The following is a 23,104-nucleotide window of genomic DNA, read 5'->3' on the forward strand; positions in this document are numbered from 1 at the left end:
AAACGCCCGGTCCCATTCCGAACCCGGAAGCTAAGACCCACAGCGCCGATGGTACTGCACCCGGGAGGGTGTGGGAGAGTAGGTCACCGCCGGACAACCATTACAGCCAGGCCCCGACACACAGTGTCGGGGCCTGCGCCATTTAACCCAAAAACAACCCAGACGCCCCCTCAGCACCGGGAGCCCACACCACGCACGCTCCCTCAGCACCGGCGCGGATATCACGAGCGCTCCCTCAGAAGTGGCCGGCACACCACCGACGCTCCCTCAGCAACGGTGCGGATATCACTAACGCTCCCTCAGACGTGGCCGGCACACCACCGACGCTCCCTCAGCTCCGGCGCGCACACCACCAACCCTCCCTCAGACGTGGCTGGCATACCAGCAACGCTCCCTCAGCAGCGGCGCATATAAGTGAAACCAATCCTCAGCACCGGCCCGCGCAACCCGTCGGAGGTGAGGGAGCGTCGGGTGGATACACGTCAGTTGTGAGGGAGCGTCGTCTGTAATCGCGTCAGAGGTGAGGGAGCGTCGGGTGGAAACGGGTCAGAGGTGAGGGAGCGTCGGGGGAGAACCGGTCAGAGGTGAGGGAGTGTCGGATGGGGGCGGGAGGACCTGGCGTTCGGTGCAACGTAGAGTTGGTGACCATGGATAATCTCTTCAGCCACGCCGCAGCCGCCCCGGATTCCGGCGGGGATGACGCCCTGGAACCGGTGGTGTGCACCGTCGTCGTCCCGGGCGCTGTCGCAAGGGCCTTCATGGGCTTTACCGAGCACACGCACCTCTGGTGGCCGTTGGAAGGTCACAGCGTCTTCGGGGCGGGGTCTTACGTCGAGTTCGAAGAGAGCCTCATTCTTGAGACCGCGGACGACGGCCGCAGCTCCGTATGGGGCACCATCGACGACTGGCAGCCGCCGTTGTCCTTCCATGCAAGTTGGCACCCGGGATCCCAAGCCCTGTGGTCCACGGAACTGAGGGTTGCTTTCCGCGCTGTGGAGGACGGCACAGAGGTCCGCGTCGTCCACGGGGGATGGGAAGGGGCCAAGGAGCCGGCAGCCACCCGCGCCGAGTATGCGGCCGGTTGGCCGGACGTGCTCGATCGCTTTGTGCGGTTCATGGGTGGGTCAGCGTAGCCGCCGGCCGGCGAACGGGCTCCCAGCCGTCCGACAAAAGAGCCTACGAGTTCTCGCGGGACGTGATCGCGAAGTTCGGGGACTGAAGCTCGGTGAAATTCCCGACACTGGCGCGCACCGTGCATTGGGGTGTGATTTGGAGGGCCGTGACGGTGAGCCCGGAGCTGTCTACTGCCAGGGCCCCGCCGCAGCCGTCGGAGAACCGCAGACCCTTTTCGCCGTCGGACACGGAATCCAGCATCTGCGACGGTTTCCCCGAAGCGGGACTGACGTACAGCGGGTTCAGCTCATCGGCGCCGCTGGCCCACACCGGCACCAGGGTGATCCGGAGCGGGCTCGGCGTCACGACCCGCGTAGGAGTGCGCACTTCCACCCCCTTCAGGCGCTGGACCGGATAAGCAGTGCCCTTGACTGCCGGATCCTGAGTCGCGGCCGTTGTTGCCTCCGAACCCGCACGCAGCCACGCGTCGAACGCCTTCTGGTCCCCCGGCGAGACCGGCACCGTGGCGGTCACCTCGGCCTGACCTCCCGCAGGGATCTTCAACCCGGAGAGTCGCCAGCCGCACTCGACGTCGAGACCGGTCAGCGAGGCCTGGTTCCGGCTCACGGAGGCACCGTTCCACGTGACCGCCGGGCACGCTTCTCCGGCGGCCAGGCCCGGGACTATCTCAAGGAATTCCCCCGACAGCGGCGCCTTCTGAGCGGAGTAGGTGATGGTCAGGCGGACCTGACCGGAAGAGGGCTCGTAGTTTGCGGCCCGCGAGATTGTCAGGCCGGTCGGCAGGGCCGTGCCCTGAAGTTGCGTGCTCAGCTGGGCGCCGGAGCCGCCGTTGGCCTGCGGCTGGTCCGCGGGGGCAAGCACGGTGAAGCCCGCGACCATGGCCACCAGCAGGAGCGCAGCGGAACCGGCAAGAATCATTGCCTTTCGGGTCCGCCAGAACGGAACGGTGTCCGTGCCGTGCGCAGGCCTGGCGTCCGGTGTCCGCGGGACTTCGCGGCGCGGCATGGAACGGACGATCGTTGCGCTGCCCGCCTCGCCCAAGTCCGGGACGTCCTGGCCGGCGTCCTCTGCCGGGGCCGCGGCGAAGGCCTCGAGCTCCGAATCCGAGAAGGCGCCGCGGACAACCGTGGCGGGGCGTTCGACGTCGGCGAAGTCCTCCGGCGCCTCGGAGCGGGCCATGGCCTCTGCACCCTCTACTGAGGGCAGGAGCCGCCGAAGGGTAGCGGCGGCTTCGCGCGCAGTCGGGCGTTGGTCCGGTTCCTTCGAGAGTAACGCGTCGAGTATCTGCCAGAGCGGGTCTGCCACCAGAATCCGAGGCGGGCGGGAGGACACGTGGCGGTAGGCGACGCTGAAGTCTGGCCCGGGCCCTGCGAAGGGGGTGCGCCCGGCCAAGAGTTCGTAGAGCAGGACGCCGGTGGAATACACATCGCCTGGCGGGCCCGAGCGGCCCTGGCTGATGAGTTCGGGCGGCATGTACTGCGGTGTGCCGATCAGGCCAGTGGTCTGTCGGATCCGCTCGCCCACCACGTCGGCTATTCCAAAGTCGGAGACCCGCACGTCTCCCGGACCCCACTCGGCCCAGGGGCGGGCGAGGAGTACGTTGTCCGGTTTGATATCCCGGTGGGTGACACCGCGGGAGTGTGCCAAGGCCAGGGCGTCGTAGACCTCGGCCGCCACCGTGAGCGCGTCCGCCGGGCGGAGCGGCCCGGCGGCCTGCACCACGTCCCGGAGCGAGCCGCCGGCAACATAGTCCATCACGATCGCCAAGCGTGGGCCTTCCACCACCATGTCCCGGACCGTGACGATGTGGGAGTCCTGCAGACCGAGGAGCACGGACCTCTCACGGACGAAGCGTTCCACGAGCGAGGGATCGTCGGCGTGCTCGGGACGCAGGACCTTGGCGGCAAAGGTCGCGCCGTCGGCCGAAGTGACCGTCCAGACTTCGCCGACGGCACCCGAGCCCACCCGATCGCCGAATCGGTAGGACGCTCCCAACGCCTGACCCGCCTGTGCCAATTGCATTCCGTATTCTCCAACGCTGTCGATCTGGTTTCCGCTCCGGGCGGCTGGTGCATGTTCACGGGCTGCCGCCCGCCGGGTCAATCCCCGGTGCTGATGGACTGGATCAGGGACATCTGGCCGCCCACGCCCAGATAGCCGCGCCCGGTGGTCATCGCCACGGGGGACCGCCGCGGGAGCGTCGCCCCCAGCAGTTCGCCGTCGTAGTTCACGTCCGGTTGCAGAAGGACGCCCAGCCGGGACTTGCGGACCGTCTTGGTCCAGTGGCTGTAGAGCCCGCGCAGGTCTGCTGCCCGCCCGGAGGCGATGACGCACAGGCCTGGCTGCCCGGAAGACACGATGCCCGCGATGGATTGATCCGCGTCCTCGAAGCGCTCGGCATCGTCAATCAGCAGGAATACCGGACCCCGCTCCAGCCGAAGCGAGGCCACCAGTGCGGGTACCTCGTCAGCGCCCACAGCGACCCGGTCGAAGTCCGAAGAAGCCAGCGGCGAGCGGCGGTCACAGATGGCCCACACCTGCGCCGGGCCACGGGCTGTGGCGGCGCCGCGGACAGCTGCCGCAATCGCGAGCAGGAGGGTGGACTTGCCCGAACGGGCCGGGCCGGCGACTAGGGCATGCTCACCCTCGTAGATCTCGAGGAACGCCGGGGAGAGGTCCGCCTCCTGCATCCCCACCGGGACGTGCCACGGCTCGGCGTCCAGGCGGGGTTCCACGCCCAGTTCCGGCAACGTGACGCTGGCGGGCAGACGGCGGATGGCCTGCGACTTGGCCGGCGCATCGGCCCAGCTCTGCTGTACGAGATTCACAGCTGCCTCGATCCCGATACCCGGAGTCGCCACGTGCATCTGCAGCGAGGTGCGTGGATCCACGCAGCGGCCGGGAAGCGGAGCGGGGATTTCCTTGCCGCGGACACCCAGCGAGGAGTAGTCGTAGGCGTCCGCCAGCCGGAAGAGCCACCTCTGCAGTGTCACCTCGTTTATGGCCGAGGGCACTGCCTTGGCCCGTGTGGTGGTGACCGCAAAGGACAGCCCCAACGCCGGACCGTCCGCATAGGCGCGGTACAACAGCGCCAGCAGCTGCTGGCCCTCAAAGTCCTGGAACTCGTCGCGCAGCGAGGCCAGCCCGTCCACCAGCACCACGGCGCGGCGGTGCCGCCCCGGATTTGCGCGGCGGCTCTCCAACTCGGTATTCAGGTGCCGCAGGAAGCGGGCCTGCTGTTCTTTGGCGCCGGCGCCGGTTCCCAGATAGGCCACCGTGTGCGGCAGCGCAGCCAGCGGTTCCAATTCGCGGGAGCCCATGTCGAGGATCATCAGGTCCAGCTCGGACGGATCGATGTCCTTCGCGAGGGTCAGCGCGATCGATGCCAGCGCCGTGCTTGTGCCGGAGCCGGCCACGCCCATGAGCATCAGGTTCCCGACGGATAGGTCCCACCCAGCCGCGGACTGGCGCTGCAATTCCGGTTCGTCCACGACGGCCACCAAAACCGAGGAGCCTTGGACGGCGCCCGCCTTCGGCAGAGCAGGGACTGCAGGTTGCAGGGCTGAAGCGGCCGGCGCTTCGCTGTGGGCGGCGTCATTGGGCGCAAGGAAACCATTGGGCGCAAGGAAACCGTCCAGCTCTACCCGTTCGCCCAAGGCCTCGGGCCAGACCTGCCGTGGCGGGGCGTAGCCTGCTTCGGCATTGGCCCCGACAACCGCATCGATGAGCAGGTCCAGGTCGTTCCCGTCCGCCGCCGCAGCACGCGGGCTCGGGGCGGGCGCCGGGACGCCGAACTGGCGTATCTCCCGCACGTCCACGGCCGGTCCGCCGCCCAGCTGGGCCTGCCCGGTCACGAGGGCAGTCTGCACCGGAGTGATCTCGTCCTGGCCCAGTTTCACGAAGGCGCGGCCCATCTGGGCCCGGCCAATCGCCGACGCGGCGGGTACACCGATGACGTTGCTGGAATCGTCGCGGCTTTGCACGCGCAAGGCCACCCGGAGGTTCGTATTCGCGAGGATGTCGTCACTGACGACCCCGGCCGGGCGCTGTGTTGCCAGGATCATGTGCACTCCCAAGGTCCGGCCGACGGCGCCTACGCTCACGAGCGCCTTGAGCACGTCCGGGAAGTCCTTGGCCAGCATGGCAAACTCGTCGATCACCAGCAGCAGCCTCGGCATGGGCTCAGCCGGGTTCGTCGCCAGGTAAGCGTCCAGGTTGTCGATGCCTTCGCCGGCCGCGGCAAAGATCCGCTGGCGCCGCTCCATTTCCGCCTCCAGTGCACGGAGGGCCCGGTCAGCGAGTTGTTCGTCCAGGTTGGAAATAGTGCCGATCGTGTGCGGGAGGCGTTCGCAGGCCTTGAAGGCGGCGCCGCCCTTGAAGTCGACGAGGATGAAGTTCAACCGGGTCGGATCGTTGCGTGCCGCGAGGCCGGCCACGAGCGAGCGGAGGAACTCGGACTTGCCGGAACCGGTGGTGCCGCCGACCAGGCCGTGCGGTCCATCCTTGACCAGGTCCAAGGTCAGGGTGCCGGCCTCGCCGGTGCCGATCGGCGTGGATACGCCGGTGGGGGACTGCCACAGACGACGGATGGTGGCCGGAGCGGGGCGGTCGAAGCCAAGGAGTCCGGGCAGCCGCACCAGCGAGGGCAGCGAGGCGCCGGGAACGCTCAGCTCCGGATCCTCGAAATGTGCAACGCGCATGGCGCAGCGCAGGGCCGCCTCCTGGTCCAGGCCGGCCAGGATGACGTCCTCGACGCGGGTTAGATCCTCGGGCTGGTAGACCGTGGCCGCGGCGTCCGTACCCACCGTGATGATCGAGGTACAGGCCGCCGGCAACTGCTCCTCGGAGGTCGCAATGACGATGCCGGCCACCCGGGACGGGCGCTGCTGCGCACTGGTGTGGACCCCGGGCGTCGAGCGGCCCGTCCCGAGCAGCGCGCGGGCCGGTGCGTCCCGGCCCTCCGTGAGCACCTCGGAATCTAGCACAACCAGCAGCGCGGGTGTGGGGAGCTCCTGTACGTCGTCTTTGAGCGCACGCAACATGGCAACGCTGGTTTCACGGTGCGCCGACATCCAGCGCTCGCCGGTACTGCTGCCCGCCTGGCGGGTGTGCGGCAGCCACGAGGCCCACTCCCACTCGTCGGCGCGCCCCGCGTCGCAGAACACCCCGACGGTCAGATCCGCGGGACCCACGTGCACCGCGGCTTGGGTCAGGAGGGATCGCGCAAGCGCCAGAGCCCCCTCCCGCGGGCCCACAATGCCCACCACTCCGGCGTCGGTCAGGTCCACAAGCACCGGGGCAGCCTGCAGCCGCGCTGCAGCAAGCGAGTCCTTGACCGTCTCGTCCAGCCGGGCGCCGGCCGCTCGGTCCACCTCAGGCTTCCAGGGGACATCACCGGTGCCAGCGTGCAGGGCCAGGAAGTCATCCGCGTCCGCGCGGCGCTGCCACAAGGACGTGGCAGGCAGAGCCGGGCGTCGTGCAACCGTCGCCGGATCCGGGATCATGCGATGCCGACGGGCGGTCTCCGCCGCGGCAGCGGCACGGACCTGCTGCTCGAACTCCTCGAGTGCGCCGGCGAAGCGTTCGTCTTCTTCCTTGAGCCCGCGGGTATGCCGGCGCTTCTGCTCGAACCACATGCCCACGGCCATGACCGGGCTCAGTAGGGCGAACATCGCGAAGCGCAGGTCCCTCAGGATCAGGACCATCGCCGCCGCCATCACCAGGGGCGCCACCACCGAGATGTAGCTGAACTTACTGGCCGGCGGGACTTCCTTCCGGCTCGGCGGAACGAGAGGTTCACCCGCCGGTGCGCGTCCGGGGCGGGGTGGCCGGTTGAAGGGTGCGGTCCCAGCCGGTGTGAGGTTGTGCAGGCTGCCGGGTGCCGGTGCCGGCGTCTCCTCCAGGGACCGGCGCAGGAGAAGCACCGTGCCGCCGGCCGTGATCGTGGCGGTTTCGGTGACAAGGACCCCGTCCTCGCCAACGTGCAGGCCGTTGACGGGGGTGCCGTTGGTGGAGCCGCCATCAAGCACCCGCACCCCGTCTTCCTCGCGGCGCAGGCGGCAGTGGTCCCAGGACGCGCTCTCGGTGGGAAGGCTCAAATCCGCGTGCGGCGACCGGCCGATGAGCATCTCACGGCCGTGCGGCACATCGACGACGGCGCCGGCTTGCTCGCCGCCGGCGAGCGTCAGGCTCCAATCGCGAACCCTCTCCGGGGTCTGCCAGGGCGCCCGCGAGACCCGGCTGCCTTCCAGGATGATCAGCTCCGAGAAAGGGGTCGATCCCCGCACCTCGGCCTCATTGAGGAACACGGTCTCCTCAGGGGCCAGCTGCGGGCCGCCCGCGGCCGCCACGAAGTCCGCCAGCGTGGTAGCCGGCGCGGCCTGAGCCACTTCGCACTCAAAACGGCGTTCGTCCAGGTCGATCAGCACACGCACCGCGGCGCTCCTTCTGTGGTGAGATGGTGACCCGTCCGCCCCTAGTGGGCGGGGGGCAGCGTGGTTAGGGGTTCGCCGGTGTCGGCACCCAGACGAGCCGAGGAGCATCCTCATTCTGCGGGCGGAGGCCCAGATCCTGCTGGGACGCATAGACCGGGATGGCTTCCGCTGTGAGCGCAGTGGGGCGGGAGAAGTCCAAGGCCGGGCCCGCGAGGCCGTCAGCAGGGCCGAACGCCATGGTGCGCAGGGCCGCTCCGACCTTGGCGGGGTCGCCGCTCCGGGCCGATGCGGCCGCTCGGACGAAAGCCACGACGGCGTCGTGGCTGCGCGCGTCCGCGGCCCAGGCGTCGTCGGAGAACGGGGCGTCGTTAGTCAAATTCATGACCTCCGGGTCCCCGGACGCCAGCCGCACGGCGGACAGGAACGCGGACATTCCGCGCCCCTGGGCGTCCTGCTGGAGCGCGGTGGCATCTCCTCCGGCCGAGGCTATGCTGACCAGCTGCCCGGAAGCGGCGCCGTCGAGTTCGGCGAGCGTCGAAGCGAAAGCGGGGGCTGTGGCGCCGTCGGGCATGATCACGGGTACGGACACGTCGCGTGCCTGCAGGGCCTGGACCAGCCGGGCCAAGCGCTGCGGGGTGGCGGCTGAGACCACCACGGCGTCCGCGGGGTTGGCTTCCTTTGTGGATGCGGTGCCCGCGGGGGCATCCTTCGCCGGCGGCCGCAGCTGGTCGCCGGTCCGGATGGCGGCTTCCTGGGCTAGATCGCGCACCTCGTTGAAGTTGGCGAGGTTCAGGGTCTGTGAGATCCCGATGGAACCGGGGCTCCCGCCGCCGTCGTTGACCAGCAACACCCTCTTCTTGCCGCTCAGCGCCGTTCGAAGGGCGGCTTGGGCGGACGAGCCGGAGGGCTCCGTCGTCCAGGTGGCCTGCCCGGGATTCGACGGTTCGGCGTAGGGAAGGATCACCGGAACGCCAAGGTCCTCGGCCGCCTTGGCCGCAGCCCGGGCCTGGGAACCCGTGGTCGCTACGACAATCCCGGAGACTCCCTGCTTGGCGAGGGTCTGGACGGCGGCGCGCGCGCCGCCCTCCGTGCCTTGGTCGTTCTGGGCAGAGAGGGCGACGTCGGCGCCTCCCCGGGAAAAGCGCTGTGCGGCGACGACAGCGCCCTGTGCCGCCTGGTTGTAGGCAGAACCTGGTTCGCCGGACTGGCCCAGCGTGAGGACGACGCCGAGGGAGACGTCCTTCGGCAGGCCCTCCGCCTTCAGCGCCACGGGGACCGTCGCGGCCACCGGATCCGGCCGCGGCGCCTCGCTGGGCCGGCTCAGAGTGATGATGACCGCAAGAGACGCCATGAGGACGACGGCGGCACCGGCAGCCAGCAGGGTCGTGAGCCTTGCGCGGGGGCTCATGCTTCGCCGCCGATCTTCAAGGTGTACAGGGTCTGCGCCGTGGCACCGGCTGGTACCTCGAGATGGAATGGCGGCAGTTCGTCGACCGAGGCGAGTGAGGCTTTGAACTGCGCTTGGCGCAACAGCAGCCCCGCCACATCCCGGGAGCGGATGTTGGCATAGCCCTCGGCGTTCTGCGATGCCAGTGCCAGCTGATAATCAGCGGTGTCGGCTTTTGCTGCGCTTGTCGCCATGGAACCCAGCAGGCCAGAGCCGTTCACCGAGCGATCGCCCAGATCAAGCATTACTTTGTTCAGGCTGGAGGACAGGAGTGCCCTGGCGCCCTCGACGTCGCGGGTCGATCCGGATGTACTGGTGGCGATGCTCGCAAGCGAGGCCCGCGTGCTCTTGTCCAGGGATGCGGCCAGCGCGTCGCCCTGCTGGTGCAATTCGTCCCGTTGCCGGTTCACGGTGCCCTTGGCGTCCGCTACCACTTCGTCCGAAGTGGTCTTCAACCCTGAGATGGAGCGGTTGAAGGCCGCGACTACGGACTCGGAACCGGCGTCACCGATTTCGGCGACCTGGCGCACCTGGTCGTCCACGGCCTTGTAGACCTCCGCTGCGGTGTCGGCGGAGACTTCGCTGAGGGACTTCTTGATCTTGTCGCCGAGGCTGTCCTGCTGCTCCTTCAGCTTCCCGAGCGTCGTACCGACCTTGCCGGAGGAGTCGATCGCTCCGCCAAGCGCGGCGTTGAGGGCGTCGAGTTCGCGCTTGGTGCTGTTGACGTCTCCGGTTGCGGCGCCGTCGAGCGCCTTCGTCGCCGTCGTGATTGCGTCCAATTTGGCGTCGAGGTCATCGATCGTCGTGCCCAAGGTGGTTAGGGCCTGGCCGATCACCAAGTCGGGGGCACTGGTGTCGGTGGCGGCCAGGACGGTGTCCCAGGCCGTCGACTGGGCCACCAGCCGGTCGTTCAACGGGTCTTTGAACCCCAGCGGCGGAGTCAGCGCCGGCACGGGGAGTCCGTTCTGGTCCGTGGCCTCGCAAGGGGTAGAGGTCAGGTAGGAACGCAGCTGCTCCGCCTGCGTGGCGGTGAGCTTGCCTGCAGCGGGGGAGCTGCCGTCCGCCACTTTGCACAGCTCATCGGCAAGCCGCTGGGTTTGCTGCGTCATGGAGCCGTTCAGCAGCGAGCTGTCGCCGACCTCGCTCCGCGCGGCCTGGGCGGTCTTCTTGATGTCGACCAGCTTCTGCCTGAGGCCGTCGTTACTGCTGCGGACCGCGGCAGACGCGTCACGGGTGGCAGCGACGGACGCCTTGGCGGACTTGATCGCCTCGTTCACGTTGGCGAGCGCACTCTTGTAGTCCTCGGTGGTCTTGGCGCCGTCGAGCACGGCAGCGAAATCGGCGCGCACCTTCTCCAGAGTCGCCGCGGAGGCAGCCTGATCCTTGATCGCACCCTCGACCAATTGCGGCTGAAGTTCCGCCACCAGCTCGTCGCCCTTCTTGACCAGACCCAGCAGCGCACCGGTGACGGTCACAGCGGATCCGTAGAGCGAGCACGTCATCGAGCCCCGTTCAGCGCAGTCTTTGGCGGTGGGGTTCTCGGGGCCCATGGTGGCTTCGATCGCGCCCGCCACGGTATCGCGGCAGCCTGCGCTCACCTTCGCGTAGGCGTCCAGCTGCGAAGCCATGGTCTGGATGCTGGAGAAGACCGTGGCCGACTTACCCGACTTGGCCACCTCGGCCGTGCAGCCGTCGCCGCTGATGGGGGCCCTCGCGGGCACAGCCGTCGTGTCGCCCAGCATCGCATCCACGGTCGACACGGTCAGCTTCAACTGGGATGCGGTGGTGGATTGAGTTGCCTTAGTCGCGGCCTCCAGATCGGCGCCGAGGGCCTTCAGCTGTCCCTTCAGGTCCACCATGGTGGAGCCCAGCGCCTTCGAGTTATCGCGCAGCTCGCCAGCGGTCTTCACGCCCAAGGTCTGGGAGGTCGCCTGCAGGTTCCGCCGGACGTCGGTGATCGTGGAACCTGCTTTAGTCAGCACCGTGTTGACGTCGGAGACCAGCGAGATGGTGCGTCGTTGCAGCTCCATCTCGGACCCGGCGCCGGAGGAAAACGCGCCGGCGAGGACGCCGTCGGCGCTGAGGTCGGTGTTGAGGCCGGGCTGGACCGCTACGTCGAAAGCGGGGACCTGGAAGTCTCTGACATCGGCGACGAGGCGCAGGGTGGTACTCGCACCGGACCGCGGCGGGGCCAGAACGGTGGCCCACTGCACCACGGTGGCACCGTCCTCGGCGCTGCTTAGGACGCCGTTCGTGCCGGTTTTGCCATCCGCAGAGCCGGCTTTGACGTCGTCGGCCCGGACCCCGGCAAGTTTGGTTGCTGCCGCGATGGTCAGCGGGGCGCCCACCAGGGCGGTGTCGGAACGGGATTGGCCGGCCGCGTCGTATTTGATGACCTGCGGCTTGACCGTGAGGTTTTCCAACGTCAAGTCGATCTCCACCGGCCCTGAATGCCCCTTGAGGTCATTGAGGTCGGAGCCGGACTTGTCACCGGCGCGGTACTGCAGGCTCACCCGGACGGGGAGATCGCCCACCGCCTGGGCGGCATCGTACTTGGTGTCCGCCGACGACGAGTCTCCGGCCGCGGAGACGGAAATCGTCGTGCCGTCGATCGTTTGCACGCCGGCGGCGGAGGACAGGCCCACGCGCACGCTCTGCAGGAGTTTCACCGGCTCAGCCACTGCTGTGGACCCGGGGGCCTTAGTGCACGACGTCGTCGCGACCAGCCCCACGGCGACAATGACGGCGCCCAGCGCGCGGCCCGAGGCCCTGCGACGTTGCCTTTTGGACGGGTGTGAATACGTTGGTACGGGCATGATCGTCCCCCCTAATGCGTTCATGGTGCCTTGAGAAGGATATACGGGGTTGCTCCTTCAAATTGACTAACTAGGTTTTTAGTTCCTCGACGCCGCGCAGCAGTGAGTGGCAGGGGCCCGGAAAGGCCACTACCGGCCGGCCACGTTTCATCTTTTGTTGGATTTATTGCGGAGTCTTGGTAGCGTCAGCGTGGTCTGGGCCTCCGCCAGCATGTGGCCGGCGGCGAATGGTTGTCTTTTGGGGAGGAACTTCTTATGTCGCGTGTGTTGTCAACTGAGCAAGCGAAGGCTGCGATCGCGCAGGTGCAGTCGATCATCAATGGTGGTTTCACTGATCAGATCTCTGCACTGGATTCGCAGGGCAAGGTCTTGTCGGATCCGAACGTCTGGGATGGTCCCCTGGCGGCGGAGTTCCGCGGTTCGACCTGGCCGGAGACGAAGGCTGCCCTGGATAAGGCCAAGGACGAGCTGGAGCAGCTGCGCGGACAGCTGCAGAAGATCTCCCAGGATATTTTCTCAGCCGGCGGCGGTGCCTGAGCCGGTTTTTCGCGAGTGAGGGCCGGGTAGCCACTCCGTTCGGGTGAACGGGCGGTTGCCCGGCCTTTGCGCGGTCTTTCATTCTTAGCCGGTTCCGGTACGCCCCGGACCCGGTCTATGCCTCTTTCCGGGCTCTTCCTGCCGCTGGTGATCGTTCCCGGGCGGGCGCCGGTCCGTGTGGCGGCTTTTCTTATTCCAGTTTTTGTTCAGTGGGGGGCTTTAGCTGTGACCGAGTTCGTTGAGGTGCCGTTGTTGCCGGCTTCGGATGCTTCCGATGGTGGGCGGTTCAGTTATACCGTGGCGGACTCCGTCAGGGCGGGGTTCGAATCGGCGGCATCACGGCTTGAGGAGCATTCCGGGTCGCGGACGTCGTTCGTCGCCTCGACGAAGGAGGACTTCAAGGGACACTTTTCGGAGGTTTTCGCGGCCAACGCTGCCACGGCGAGGAGCGACGCGGAGGCATTGGCCGCGGCGCTGCGGACCGTGGCCGGCTACGTGGGCCAGATGATCGGGGCCGCGCACGAGGAGGACGCCCGGCGGCGGAGGAACAACGAGTGGGTTCGCCGGCACAACAACCGCAACCTGCTGGAACAGGCCGGTGACTTGCTCTTCGGTGAGCAGGAGCGGCCGAACGCCCGGCCGGGCAAGGCTCCGACATTCGCCCCGGCTGAAGCCGCCACCGGGTCCCGGGATACCCCGCCGCCCGGCGGCGGATACGGCGGGGGGACGTCCTCGGCGCGTCCGGCGAACCTTCGGTCCTTCGCGGCGAACTCCCGTGGCCTGGACGAGGGAGTGTCCTCGGCTCCCGGTGCCTTGGAAGGGCAGCTGTCCTCCTTCGCCTCCAACTGCTACTGGGGACGCATCGACGCATCGGGTGTCGTCAGGGCTTACCGGGAATACCTAAGGGCCAACGAAAACGACGCGAAATGGGCCGTGACCATCGCCGATGCCTTTGCCGCCGCCGGCGGTGAGGGCAGCGTCTCGACGCTCTCGGACGCGGCGGTGAATGAGGCCCTGGTGGCCGCAGGGGTGAGCGCGAACCGGTCCGGGCTGGTGATCGACCCGCCGACGGCGGCGGGCGCCATGCCGACCAGCGGTTATGCAAACGACCCGGTCAATACCGCCACAGGAAACTTCATCGAGCCCGAAACGGACCTGGGTTTCGCCGGGACCGCCTCCACATTGGTGCTGACGCGGATGTACAACTCGCTGGCGTCGGGACTGGAGACGCCGGGGGTGTTCGGCCGGGGATGGGCCTCCGCCCTTGATCAACGCCTTGCACTTTCGGACGAGGGCTGCCGGTGGGTGCTGGCCGACGGCCGCGCGGTGGACTTCCCCCGCGAGGGCGCGGGATGGGCCCGGGCGGTGGGGGAGAATTACTGGCTCACCCGGGAGCGGGCCACCGCCGGCGGGCTTGCGGAGTTGAGCTCCCTGCCTGACGGCACGGCCGAGCTCCTGGTGGTACGGGACAACCAGGGCGCATGGTGGGCCTTCAGCCTCGCCGGGGTGTGGCTCGGCGCCGGGGCGGGGCCGGGGCGGACGGTGTCCGTTCTCCGGGAAAGGCTGACCGACGGCGGGTCCGGGGCCGGCCCTATCTCAAGGCTCGAACACACACGGGGCCGATTCCTCGACGTCGAGTACGTGGACGGGCTGGTTGCCGTGGTGCGGGCCTCGGACGGGCGCAGGGTCGAGTACGGCTACGGCGGCGGCGGCCGGTTGACTAGCGTGACGACGGAGCTGGGGGCGCGCACCTACCGGTGGAACGAACAGGGCCTGATCGAGGCGGTCTATTCCGCCGCGGGGGTTCTGGAAGCGGAGAACACCTACGACGAGCACGGCAGGGTCACCCTGCAGCTCACCCAGCACGGACGCCGGACCCGGTTTGCGTATCTGCCGGGCCGCGTCACCGTGGTCTCGGATGAGAACGGTGCCCGTTCCAACTCGTGGATCGCGGACGCGAAGGGCCGGCTGGTCGGTGTGCTCGACTCCCATGACCAGCGGCAGTCGATGGCCTACGACGGCCACGGAAACCTGGTTGCCTTCACCGAGCGCGACGGGGCGGTGACGGTGCACGCCTACGACGCGCGGGGCCGGAAGACCCGGACCGTGACCCCGGAGGGCGCAGACCTTAGCTACGGCTGGGACGAGCAGGACCGCATCACCACCCTGGTGACGGAGTCCGGGGCGGTCGTGGCGTACGAATACGCCGATGAGGTGTCGCGGGACCCCTCCGTCATCTTGGACCCGCTGGGCGGGCGCACCGAGCTTCATTGGCGCGACGGGCAGCTGACCCGGGTCGTGGACCCGGCGGGCGTCGCGGTGGAGTTCGAATATGACGGCTTCGGGGACCTGGTCGCGACCCGGGACGCGGTAGGGGATGTCGCGAGAATCGTCCGCGACCGGGCCGGCCGCCCCGTTGCGGCGATCACCCCGTCCGGGGCGGAAACCCGCTTCAGCTACGACGGTGCGGGGCTGCTCGTGCGGCGTGAGGACCCCGACGGCGCCGTCTGGGCCTTCGAACACGACTCGGCGGGGCGGACGACGGCGTTCGTCGCTCCGGACGGGGGACGGACCGAACTCGAGTACGCCGCCAACGGTGAGCTGGTCCGCACGGTAGATCCGTTGGGTCGCAGCATCGAGCGGGTGTTCGATGAGCTCGGCAATGTCACGGCTGCGGTGCTGCCGGACGGCGCCCGCTGGGGATTCGCCCATGACTCACTGTCCAGGCTGGTCGGGATCACGGACCCCGCCGGCCACGACTGGGTGCGCGAGTACGACAAGGTCGGCGCCCTGACCGCCGTCGTCGACCCGACCGGTGTCCGCACGGACGCCACCACAGACCGCAGGGCCGGCACGGCCACCCTGACGGATGCGTTCGCCTCCTCGACCTACAGCTTCGACGAGTATGGGCGGCCCACGCGGGTCCAGGGTGCGGACGGCTCCGCGGACCTGGTCACCTATGACGCGGCCGGGAACCCAGTGGAACTCCTCGACGGAGAAGGCGGCCTGACGGTCCTGGGCCGGGACATGGCCGGGAAAATCACCTCGGTCACCTCTCCCGCCGGCGCGGTCACCGCATACGAGTACGACGCGTGCGGCCGGCCCTGGCGGACCACGGACCCGCTCGGCGCGGTCACGGAACTGGCCTACGACGCCGACCAGCGCGTCATTGCCCGGACGCTGCCCACCGGCGAGGTCGAAACCTTCGAATACGACGCCTGTGGCCGGCTGCTGGCCCGCAACACCCCCGGACTGGGAGTGTCCCGGTACGGCTACGACAAGGCCGGGCGGCTGAGCTTTTCCCAAGACACCTGGTACGGGACCCGCCGGTTTAAATACAACGTTGCCGGGGAGCTCACCGAGACGGTCAACGGCGTCGGCGGCAGGACCCGGTTCGAGTACGACGTCCGCGGCCGCCTGGTCCGGATCACCGACCCGAACGGCGGGGTGACCACCCGGACCCACACGGAAACGGACCAGGTGGCCGCCGTGGCCGACCCGCTCGGCCGGGTGAGCACCGCGACGTATGACCCCGCCGGGCGGCAGCTGTCCCAGACCGATCCGGACGGGCACACCACCACCTGGACGTACGACGCCGCCGGGCGGGAGGCCACGACCTCGGTGGATGGGCAGCTCCTGGCTTCCGTCAGCCGGGACTTGCTCCGACGCCGGGTGGTCATCACCGACCACACCCGCGGTGACGGGCTGGCCGTGGAACACGAGCTCGGCTTTGACCGGTGCGGGCGGCTCAGCTCCCGCACCCGCGGTGGCCACGGAATGTCCTGGGCATACGACGCCGACGGGAACCGTACCGCCTTTACCGGCGCGCATGGCACCACCACCCGCTATACCCGGGACGCTGCCGGACGAGTTGCCGGCGTGAGTAACCCCCTGCTGGGCGAGGCGGTCTTCACCCACGACGCGTCGGGCCGGCTAACCTCTGCCACCGCCGGGGAGTTGGTGCAGGAATGGGTTTACCGCAACGGTACTTTGGCCGAACACAGCCGCACTGACCGCAGAGATCCGGGCTCGGCCGATGTCACGTTGATCGGACGCGACAGCGACGGCCGGATCACGGGGCTGACCCGCGCCGGTGGTGTGACCCGGTACGGGTATGACGGGGCCGGGCAAATGGTCTCAGCCGCCACGACCGGGGACGGCTCTCCGGACGCTGCCGTGTCGGGATGGGAGTACGACGCCGGGGGCCGCCTCCTCCGCGAAACTTTCCCTGGCGGGTTCCGGGCGTATGAGTACGACTCAGCCGGGCAGTTGTTATCCGTGGCCGACCCCGACGGGTCCCGGACGGAGTACGTCCACGACGGCCTGGGCCGGCGCACCCGGCAGATCCGCCCGGACGGGTCCTGGACCGAATACGCCTGGGGTCAGACCGGGCAACTGCAGGGCATGACCGATCGGAACCCCGACGGGGCGCAGCTTTCCCGGCATGAGCTGTGGGTGGACGCGTTGGGCGAACTCGCCGCCTTGGATGGTTCGGAGCTGTGGTGGGATAGCGCCAACCCGATCCCCACCCTGGCCGGCGTCGGCGGAAGGCAGGTCCTCTCCTTGCCCGGTGGCGTGACCGGCCTCGGGGATGCCTGGACCGCACCGGGCTGGCGTGCTGCCCGCCCCACCGACCAGACCGACCCCTGGGCCATCATCGGCGCGGCAGCGGCCACCACGCCGGAACCCGGCGCCAGGGGTCTGGGTGCTGTCTCCGCGCTCGCCGGCGCCCTGCCCGCCGGGATCACCCTGACCGGCAACGGTGGCCTGGACATCGCGGGCCTGGAATGGCTCGCCGCCCGCGCCTACGACCCGGCTACGCGTGGGTTCCTCTCCACCGACCCCCTCGCCCCCGTCCTCGGGGCGGGTTGGGACGGCAACCCCTACGCCTACGCCGGCAACAACCCGCTCAACACCACCGACCCCACCGGCCTGCGGCCCCTGACCGACGACGAACTGAAGGCCTATGACGGCTCCAACCGCGGAGCGTTCGCCGCGGCAGGGGACTGGTGGAAGAACAACTGGGAGTACGTCGCTGGCGGGGCAGCGATCGTTGCCGGTGTTGCGTTGATGTTCACGGGCGTCGGTGGGCCGGTTGGATTGGCTCTTGTTGGTGCAGCATCCGGGGCGCTGATCTCAGGCGGCACGTCAGTCGTAGTTCAGAAGGCAACCGTAGGATCCGTTGAGATGCAGAGGGTCTGGGAAGATGCGGCGGTTGGCGCCGTGGGGGGCGCGTTCGGTGGAGCCGCGGGCGGACTTCTATCCCGCGGAGCTAGCACTGCGCGTGCCGCGGTGTCTGCGGGTTCAGCATCGCCCGTGGTGAGGACGGCCGGTACCGTGTTGGGTCGTACCGCAATTCGAAGTTCGTTGGCGGCCGGCGTGGGCGGTTCGGCGAGCAACGTCACGTCCTATGCTTTGGACGATGACGTAGACCACACGTTCGGTACCTTTGTCGCGACCGCCGGTACCGGCTTCGTGACCGGCGCAGGTGGATCCTTCGTCGTCGGCAAGATAGGGTCTGGTCTGGCTGATGACGTAGCCACCCGGGTCCCGGGATGGACTGGTGCTATCTCCCGCGGGGCTCACGCTGGCCAGCCCGTCAACTGGGGCTCCGTCGTGACGGAGCAGTTGGTCGATCGTCTTGGCGGGAGCGTAATTTCGGTGGGGAACACAGGATTGCAGCCGGGCGGCGCGTCGCGCCAGGAACTTTTGAACGGTGCCATTCAGGGATTCGGGAGCGGGGCTTCCGGACCGTCAGCCGGCCGCCATGCAAGTGGCGGGTAATGGAAAGGTCGAACAAAGACATGTCGACAAAGCGTGGCCCTGCGACACGAAAGGTCACTAGGCCGGGAGTCAAGTGGTTGTACAGACTAGGTGGCCTTCTCATTCTGGTGATTGGTGGAGGTGCGCTGTTCAGCGCGCAGTTGGACTCGATGGCTATTGAAAGCGTGCGCTGTGTGGTGGTGTCGGCGGAGCCGAAGACGGCGTCAGGCGGGCTGAGAGGATCGGTGTCGACGCCGGCGGTTCTCGTTCAAACGTCGAATTGCGGACCCATTGAGGTGTCGAAGGGAGTGACTTTCGACCGAAGACAAGAGGTAGCGTCTTCATTTAAAGTTGGCGCTGAGTACGATTTCGAGATCGGCTGGTTCTCCCGGGTCGTCATGAAAGACTTCCTCCACCAAATTCAATCAGCGCAGGATTATCGGCTGGCGGAATGATCCATGCCGCGTTGACCTGAATCGGGCATTTTGCGCCGCTTCAGGTCAAGCTGCAAATGGCAAAGTGTCCCTAAGCGTGGCCGCGCGCCAAGTAAGCGATTCTAGGTAGGCCTCTGGCGGCTCCAGCCGGGGGCCTTCGCCGCGGCGGGGGACCGGTGGAAGAACAACTGGGAGTACGTCGCTGGCGGCGCCATGGTGATCGCCGGTGGGGTCCTTATGGCCACTGGAGTGGGCGGACCTATCGGTATGGGCCTCGTGGGCGCAGGCGCATACATGATCATCCAGAAGGCGACAACAGGCAAAGTGGATGTGAGTTAAGTTCGGCTCAGCGGCGCCCTCGGCGGTTTTGGGGGTGCCGGTATCGCCGCCCGGGCAGGTTTGACCGGAGCGAAGGCGACCCTCGTGGCCGGGGCCAGCTCAGTTGGCATTGGTGGCGGCATCCAGGGCACCTACGGGTACTACAACGGGCCTTGGCCCCACACCTTCAGAGCCGCCCTGGGAGCGGCCGCCCAAGGAAGGGTGTTCGGGGCGGCGACCGGAGGTGCCGGCGGCGTGGCTGGCCGGAAGATCAGCCAACGAGTCTTGGCGTCCCTAACCGAACGTCCAAGTGCGGGGACTGTTGCGATCGGAAGGTGGATGAAAGGGCGTGTCACTCCCTATGCCGACGCACAGGGATATGGGTACTACAAAGGCAAACCAGGCTGGATGCACGATCATTTGGAAGAACTGAGGCTACTGGCAAATCCGGACTCGTAGTGCGGCGAACGCTTACCCGCGTAGAGTCAGCCGTGGACAAGTCTTTCAACAAGGCGTGGATTAACATCCAAATAAATTCCGGGAGGAGAATCGTTGACATCGGTGTCGACCTGGATTCGCCCTTCTATCAACTCGAACGCAACGCCGTCCACGGATATGCCGGATACTCGCAAGACTTCCGACCGGATAGGGATTTACAGTCGAAGTGGGAGCGGGATCCCGATGCAGATTGCGATGATTCCTTGCCTGCTGGTTCTCTTCAGCTTATGGCGGGCCGGTCGAAAGCCCGATGCGCATCATATGGGTAAGGGCGGGCGTAATGGAGTGTACGTCTTCGGAACGGCGATGATTCTGGCATGCGTTGTTGGCCAGTGGATCATGGGCCAGGCGATTCTGGCTAATGGCGGATTCTTCAGCGACTAGGTTTCATCGGGCTGCTGATGGTGCCAGTACACAAAGGCGGAGTTGCAAACCAAGGAGGCCTATACATGGGTGGAACAGACCAAACCGTAGTTGAGCAGCCCTGGACGCTCTCCGACGGGAGCGTCAAAGATTCATGGAGCCTCAAATGACGTCAGGCTTGGAACACATTCCTGCAGAACTGGCGGCGCTTCTTGGACGCTACTCCTACGAATCGGAAGCAAGATTTTTTGAAGAGATTGTATCGGCTGTACGTGAGACCGAGAACCTTCCCGAAGCGCAGAAGGATATAGCCAGGGACATCTTGTCTGCTTACCGCGGAATGGGCAGCTTGAACGACTTGGTAATAATGGTTGATGGAAAAGTTGATAGCCAAGTGAATGAGCATCTCCACAAGCTACTGCGGGAACTCAAGACCCTGGCCATCGATGTTGCCACGGGAAGCGCTGGCTGATGGGGCCCCGGGAATGAAGATCCGCTAGGAGCGCTTACCGAGCAGGGCCTGTTGGGTCTGCTATCCCCGCAGGGGCACGGCGTCGACGGGCGGCACGGCTGTGCTGGAGCGGATCACGAACTTGGTCGGATACTCGGTGTCTGCAGCCGCCGTCTCCGCGCCGCCCTCCAGCCCCGCGAGCAGGCGCCGGACCGCCAGGGCGCCCTGGCCCCGCGGGTCCTGGTCGATGGTGGTCAGGCCGAAGAGCTCGCCAAGTTCGTGGCCGTCAATCCCGATGACCGACAGATCCTGGGGCACGCGCAGCCCGAAGTCGCGGGCGGCGAGGATGGTGCCGATCGCCATTTCATCCGAGGCCGCAAAGACCGCCGTCGGACGCTCCATCGAACTGCCGAGTAGTTGCCGGGCGCTGGCATACGCGCCCTGGATGGTGAAGTCGGCGGACACCAGCCATTCCGGACGGATCGTCAGCCCGGCGTCGCGCATGGCTTTGGTGAAGCCGCCCTGCCGGGTTCCGGGCAGCCGGAAGTCCTTCTCATACGCGGCGTCGCCGGTCATGTGCGCAATCCGGCTGTGGCCCAGCTGGATCAGGTGCCGGGCGGCCGCCTCGGCGATGCCCGAGTCGTTGATCCGGATCGTCGAGGCCCCCGGAAGCGGGCCGCCAATCCCGACGATCGGCCGATGGATGGCGAGAAGTTGCTGGATCTCGGCCTCGCTGAGTTCCAAGGACACCGCAATGACCGCGTCCACACGCTTGCGCAGCAGGAAGTCGTTGAGCACGCTGTGCCGGCGTTCCTCGCCTTCGCTGACGTTGTACAGCGTGAGGTCGTAGCCGGCGTCGAGCAGGGTCGCGGAGACGCCCTCAACCACCGAGGAGAAGAACCAGCGGTGCACGGACGGAACCACGACGCCCACGTTGTGGTTCCGCCCCGACGCCAGGCTGGAGGCGTGGTAGGACAGCACGAATCCGAGCTCGGCTGCGGCGGCCTGGGCCCGCTCACGGCTCTGGGCGGATACATTGCCCTTGCCGCTCAAGGCACGCGAAACGGTGGCGATGGAGAGGCCGGCCCGTTCCGCGACGTCCTTGATACCGGGCATTTTCAGCTCTCCGTGTCCTCGATGTAGATTTCCAGCCAAACAGTTTCACCTGAGCTTAACCGATGGGCGTCTTCTGCCTGCTCCGCGGTTGCGGAGCTGCGCAGCAGCACCTGTCCGGCGGGCAGCTCGAGCGGCTCCGGCCCGACGTTCAGCAGCACCGCGGTGGTGCCGTTGAGGTAGGCCAGGGAGGTGTCCGTGCACCAGTCTTCGAGCCAGGCAAGCGAGCCCTGGCCGAGGCTGAGCTCGCGCCGGAGTTCCAGCATCCGGCGGTACAGGTTCAGGTGCGACGACGGCGACGCGGCCTGCGCGTCCCGGGCCAGGCCGGCGAAGCTCGCCGGCTGCGGCAGCCAGGGATCCGCCCCGGCGCCGAAGCCTGCGTGCGCTTCGGCGGAACGCCACGGCAGCGGCACCCGGCAACCGTCGCGGCCCAGCCGCTCGCCACCGGTACGGCCAAAGGTGGGGTCTTGGCGCTTGGCGTCCGGAATGTCGATTCCGTCGGGGAGGCCCAACTCCTCGCCCTGGTACAGGTAGGCGCCGCCGGGCAGGCCGAGCATGAACATCGAGGCCGCCGCGGCACGGGAGCGCCCCAGCTCCTCGTTCGGCTGCGGATCGGCGGGGCCGATGCCGTCGCCGTCGCGGGGCGCAGGTCCGTCGTAGCCGAAGCGCGTGGCGTGGCGGACGACGTCGTGGTTGGACAGCACCCAGGTGCTCGGCGCGCCGACGGCGTCCAGGGCGGTCAGGGAATCGGTGATCACGCCGCGCATGCGGTGCGGGTCCAGGCCGGTATGCAGGTAGGGGAAGTTGAAGGCCTGGTGCATCTCGTCGGGGCGCACCCAGTCGGCGAGCCGGGGCAGCGGATCCACGTTGGCTTCGGCGCAGAGAATGCGGTCGGGGCCGTATTCGGCCAGGATGCGGCGCCAGGTGCGGTAGATGTCGTGCAGCGCGGGCTGGCCGAACATTGGCGCCTCGTGGCCGGGGAAGCCGTGCGAGCTGTTGCCGTCGGCGCGGCCGCCCCATTCGGGCAGGCCGGCTGCCTTGACCAGGGCGTGAGCCACGTCTACGCGGAAGCCGGAGACACCCCGGTCCAGCCAGAAGCGCAGGACGCGCTCGAATTCGGCGTGGACGGCGTCGTTGTCCCAGTTGAAGTCGGGCTGGGAGGTGTCGAAGAGGTGCAGGTACCACTGGCCGGGGGTGCCGTCCGGTTCGGTGATCCGGGTCCATGCCGGACCGCCGAAGTGCGACTGCCAGTTGTTGGGCGGCAGCTCGCCGAACTCGCCGCGGCCGTCGCGGAAGATGAACATGTCCCGCTCAGGGCTGCCGGCGCGGGCAGCCAGCGCCGCCTGGAACGCGCTGTGCTGGTCCGAGCAATGGTTCGGCACCAGGTCCACGATCAGGCGCAGGCCAAGACGGTTGGCCTCTGCCATCATGGCGTCGAAGTCTGCCAAGGTCCCGAACAAGGGGTCGACGTCGCAGTAATCGCTGACGTCGTAGCCGGCGTCGCGCTGTGGGGAGCGGTAGAACGGCGAGAGCCAGACCGCGTCGATCTCCAGCTCGGCGAGCTGGGGGAGTTCGGCTGTGATGCCGGCCAGATCGCCGACCCCGTCGCCGTTAAGGTCCCGGAACGAGCGCGGGTACACCTGGTAAATGACGGCCGAGCGCCACCAGCCGGGGGTGTTGTCTGCGGCGTGCACCAGGGTCAGCGGGCCGGCCAGCGCGGCGGGGGCGGTGAGTACTGAATCAACGGACATGCCGGTAATCGTAAGTCCACATGGCCAAAATTGAAAACGCTTCCA

12 protein-coding genes and 1 rRNA gene are annotated in these 23,104 nt (G+C 67.7%); 7 read left to right on the plus strand and 6 right to left on the minus strand.

What is annotated here, in order from left to right; translation table 11 throughout:
- Together rrf and AC1DNC_RS15825 are read left to right on the plus strand one after the other, a co-directional pair.
- Positions 1-95: ribosomal RNA gene (rrf, locus tag AC1DNC_RS15820) — 5S ribosomal RNA — on the plus strand; the annotation flags it as partial.
- A 552-nt stretch (positions 96-647) separates the two neighbouring features.
- Positions 648-1,133 (plus strand): SRPBCC domain-containing protein, encoded by a 486-nt coding sequence (locus AC1DNC_RS15825; protein ID WP_476863489.1) that lies wholly within the window; start codon positions 648-650, stop codon positions 1,131-1,133.
- A 43-nt stretch (positions 1,134-1,176) separates the two neighbouring features.
- On the opposite strand, the gene AC1DNC_RS15830 is transcribed toward AC1DNC_RS15825, so the two are convergent.
- From AC1DNC_RS15830 to AC1DNC_RS15845, 4 genes are all read right to left on the minus strand, one after another.
- Positions 1,177-3,156: a serine/threonine-protein kinase gene (locus tag AC1DNC_RS15830; RefSeq protein WP_476863490.1), complete on the minus strand. Its 1,980-nt coding sequence runs from the start codon at positions 3,154-3,156 to the stop codon at positions 1,177-1,179.
- A 77-nt stretch (positions 3,157-3,233) separates the two neighbouring features.
- Complete coding sequence (locus AC1DNC_RS15835) at positions 3,234-7,568, minus strand: FtsK/SpoIIIE domain-containing protein (RefSeq protein ID WP_476863491.1); 4,335 nt, start codon at positions 7,566-7,568, stop codon at positions 3,234-3,236.
- Between the two features lie 64 nt (positions 7,569-7,632).
- Positions 7,633-8,976 (minus strand): type 1 periplasmic-binding domain-containing protein, encoded by a 1,344-nt coding sequence (locus AC1DNC_RS15840; RefSeq protein WP_476863492.1) that lies wholly within the window; start codon positions 8,974-8,976, stop codon positions 7,633-7,635.
- Positions 8,973-11,831, minus strand: coding sequence for a hypothetical protein (locus AC1DNC_RS15845; protein ID WP_476863493.1), 2,859 nt, complete (start codon positions 11,829-11,831; stop codon positions 8,973-8,975). Before AC1DNC_RS15845 ends, AC1DNC_RS15840 begins: the two co-directional genes overlap by 4 nt.
- Positions 11,832-12,086: 255 nt before the next feature.
- On the opposite strand from AC1DNC_RS15845, the gene AC1DNC_RS15850 reads away from it, so the two are divergent.
- The 5 genes from AC1DNC_RS15850 to AC1DNC_RS15870 all read left to right on the plus strand — a co-directional run bounded on the left by AC1DNC_RS15850 (position 12,087) and on the right by AC1DNC_RS15870 (position 20,216).
- On the plus strand, positions 12,087-12,368 hold the full coding sequence (locus tag AC1DNC_RS15850; RefSeq protein ID WP_175321939.1) for a pyrophosphorylase: 282 nt from the start codon (positions 12,087-12,089) through the stop codon (positions 12,366-12,368).
- A gap of 297 nt (positions 12,369-12,665) precedes the next feature.
- Positions 12,666-18,152 (plus strand): DUF6531 domain-containing protein, encoded by a 5,487-nt coding sequence (locus AC1DNC_RS15855; RefSeq protein WP_476863494.1) that lies wholly within the window; start codon positions 12,666-12,668, stop codon positions 18,150-18,152.
- A 149-nt stretch (positions 18,153-18,301) separates the two neighbouring features.
- Positions 18,302-18,586 carry a hypothetical protein gene (locus AC1DNC_RS15860; RefSeq protein ID WP_476863495.1) on the plus strand — a complete coding sequence of 95 codons (285 nt, stop codon included), beginning with the start codon at positions 18,302-18,304 and terminating at the stop codon, positions 18,584-18,586.
- A gap of 978 nt (positions 18,587-19,564) precedes the next feature.
- The gene (locus AC1DNC_RS15865; RefSeq protein WP_476863496.1) at positions 19,565-19,765 is read left to right on the plus strand and encodes a hypothetical protein; all 201 of its coding nucleotides are present in this window, start codon (positions 19,565-19,567) and stop codon (positions 19,763-19,765) included.
- A 145-nt stretch (positions 19,766-19,910) separates the two neighbouring features.
- Positions 19,911-20,216 (plus strand): DUF6966 domain-containing protein, encoded by a 306-nt coding sequence (locus tag AC1DNC_RS15870; RefSeq protein ID WP_476863497.1) that lies wholly within the window; start codon positions 19,911-19,913, stop codon positions 20,214-20,216.
- A gap of 60 nt (positions 20,217-20,276) precedes the next feature.
- Here AC1DNC_RS15870 and AC1DNC_RS15875 read toward each other — a convergent pair whose 3' ends face one another.
- Complete coding sequence (locus AC1DNC_RS15875; RefSeq protein WP_476863498.1) at positions 20,277-21,311, minus strand: LacI family DNA-binding transcriptional regulator; 1,035 nt, start codon at positions 21,309-21,311, stop codon at positions 20,277-20,279.
- Positions 21,312-21,313: 2 nt separating this feature from the next.
- Positions 21,314-23,059, minus strand: coding sequence for a glycoside hydrolase family 13 protein (locus AC1DNC_RS15880; RefSeq protein ID WP_476863499.1), 1,746 nt, complete (start codon positions 23,057-23,059; stop codon positions 21,314-21,316).
- Positions 23,060-23,104: the final 45 nt, after the last annotated feature.

It is taken from the genome of Arthrobacter sp. 01N442 (assembly GCF_056399345.1).

What these genes read in the sequence shown, in the direction of transcription:
- AC1DNC_RS15825 (WP_476863489.1), top strand. Translation starts at nt 648, where the DNA reads ATGGATAATCTCTTCAGCCACGCCGCAGCCGCCCCGGATTCCGGCGGG.
- AC1DNC_RS15830 (WP_476863490.1), bottom strand. Translation starts at nt 3,156, where the DNA reads ATGCAATTGGCACAGGCGGGTCAGGCGTTGGGAGCGTCCTACCGATTC.
- AC1DNC_RS15840 (WP_476863492.1), bottom strand. Translation starts at nt 8,976, where the DNA reads ATGAGCCCCCGCGCAAGGCTCACGACCCTGCTGGCTGCCGGTGCCGCC.
- AC1DNC_RS15845 (WP_476863493.1), bottom strand. Translation starts at nt 11,831, where the DNA reads ATGCCCGTACCAACGTATTCACACCCGTCCAAAAGGCAACGTCGCAGG.
- AC1DNC_RS15850 (WP_175321939.1), top strand. Translation starts at nt 12,087, where the DNA reads ATGTCGCGTGTGTTGTCAACTGAGCAAGCGAAGGCTGCGATCGCGCAG.
- AC1DNC_RS15860 (WP_476863495.1), top strand. Translation starts at nt 18,302, where the DNA reads ATGGCTATTGAAAGCGTGCGCTGTGTGGTGGTGTCGGCGGAGCCGAAG.
- AC1DNC_RS15865 (WP_476863496.1), top strand. Translation starts at nt 19,565, where the DNA reads ATGCAGATTGCGATGATTCCTTGCCTGCTGGTTCTCTTCAGCTTATGG.
- AC1DNC_RS15870 (WP_476863497.1), top strand. Translation starts at nt 19,911, where the DNA reads ATGACGTCAGGCTTGGAACACATTCCTGCAGAACTGGCGGCGCTTCTT.
- AC1DNC_RS15875 (WP_476863498.1), bottom strand. Translation starts at nt 21,311, where the DNA reads ATGCCCGGTATCAAGGACGTCGCGGAACGGGCCGGCCTCTCCATCGCC.
- AC1DNC_RS15880 (WP_476863499.1), bottom strand. Translation starts at nt 23,059, where the DNA reads ATGTCCGTTGATTCAGTACTCACCGCCCCCGCCGCGCTGGCCGGCCCG.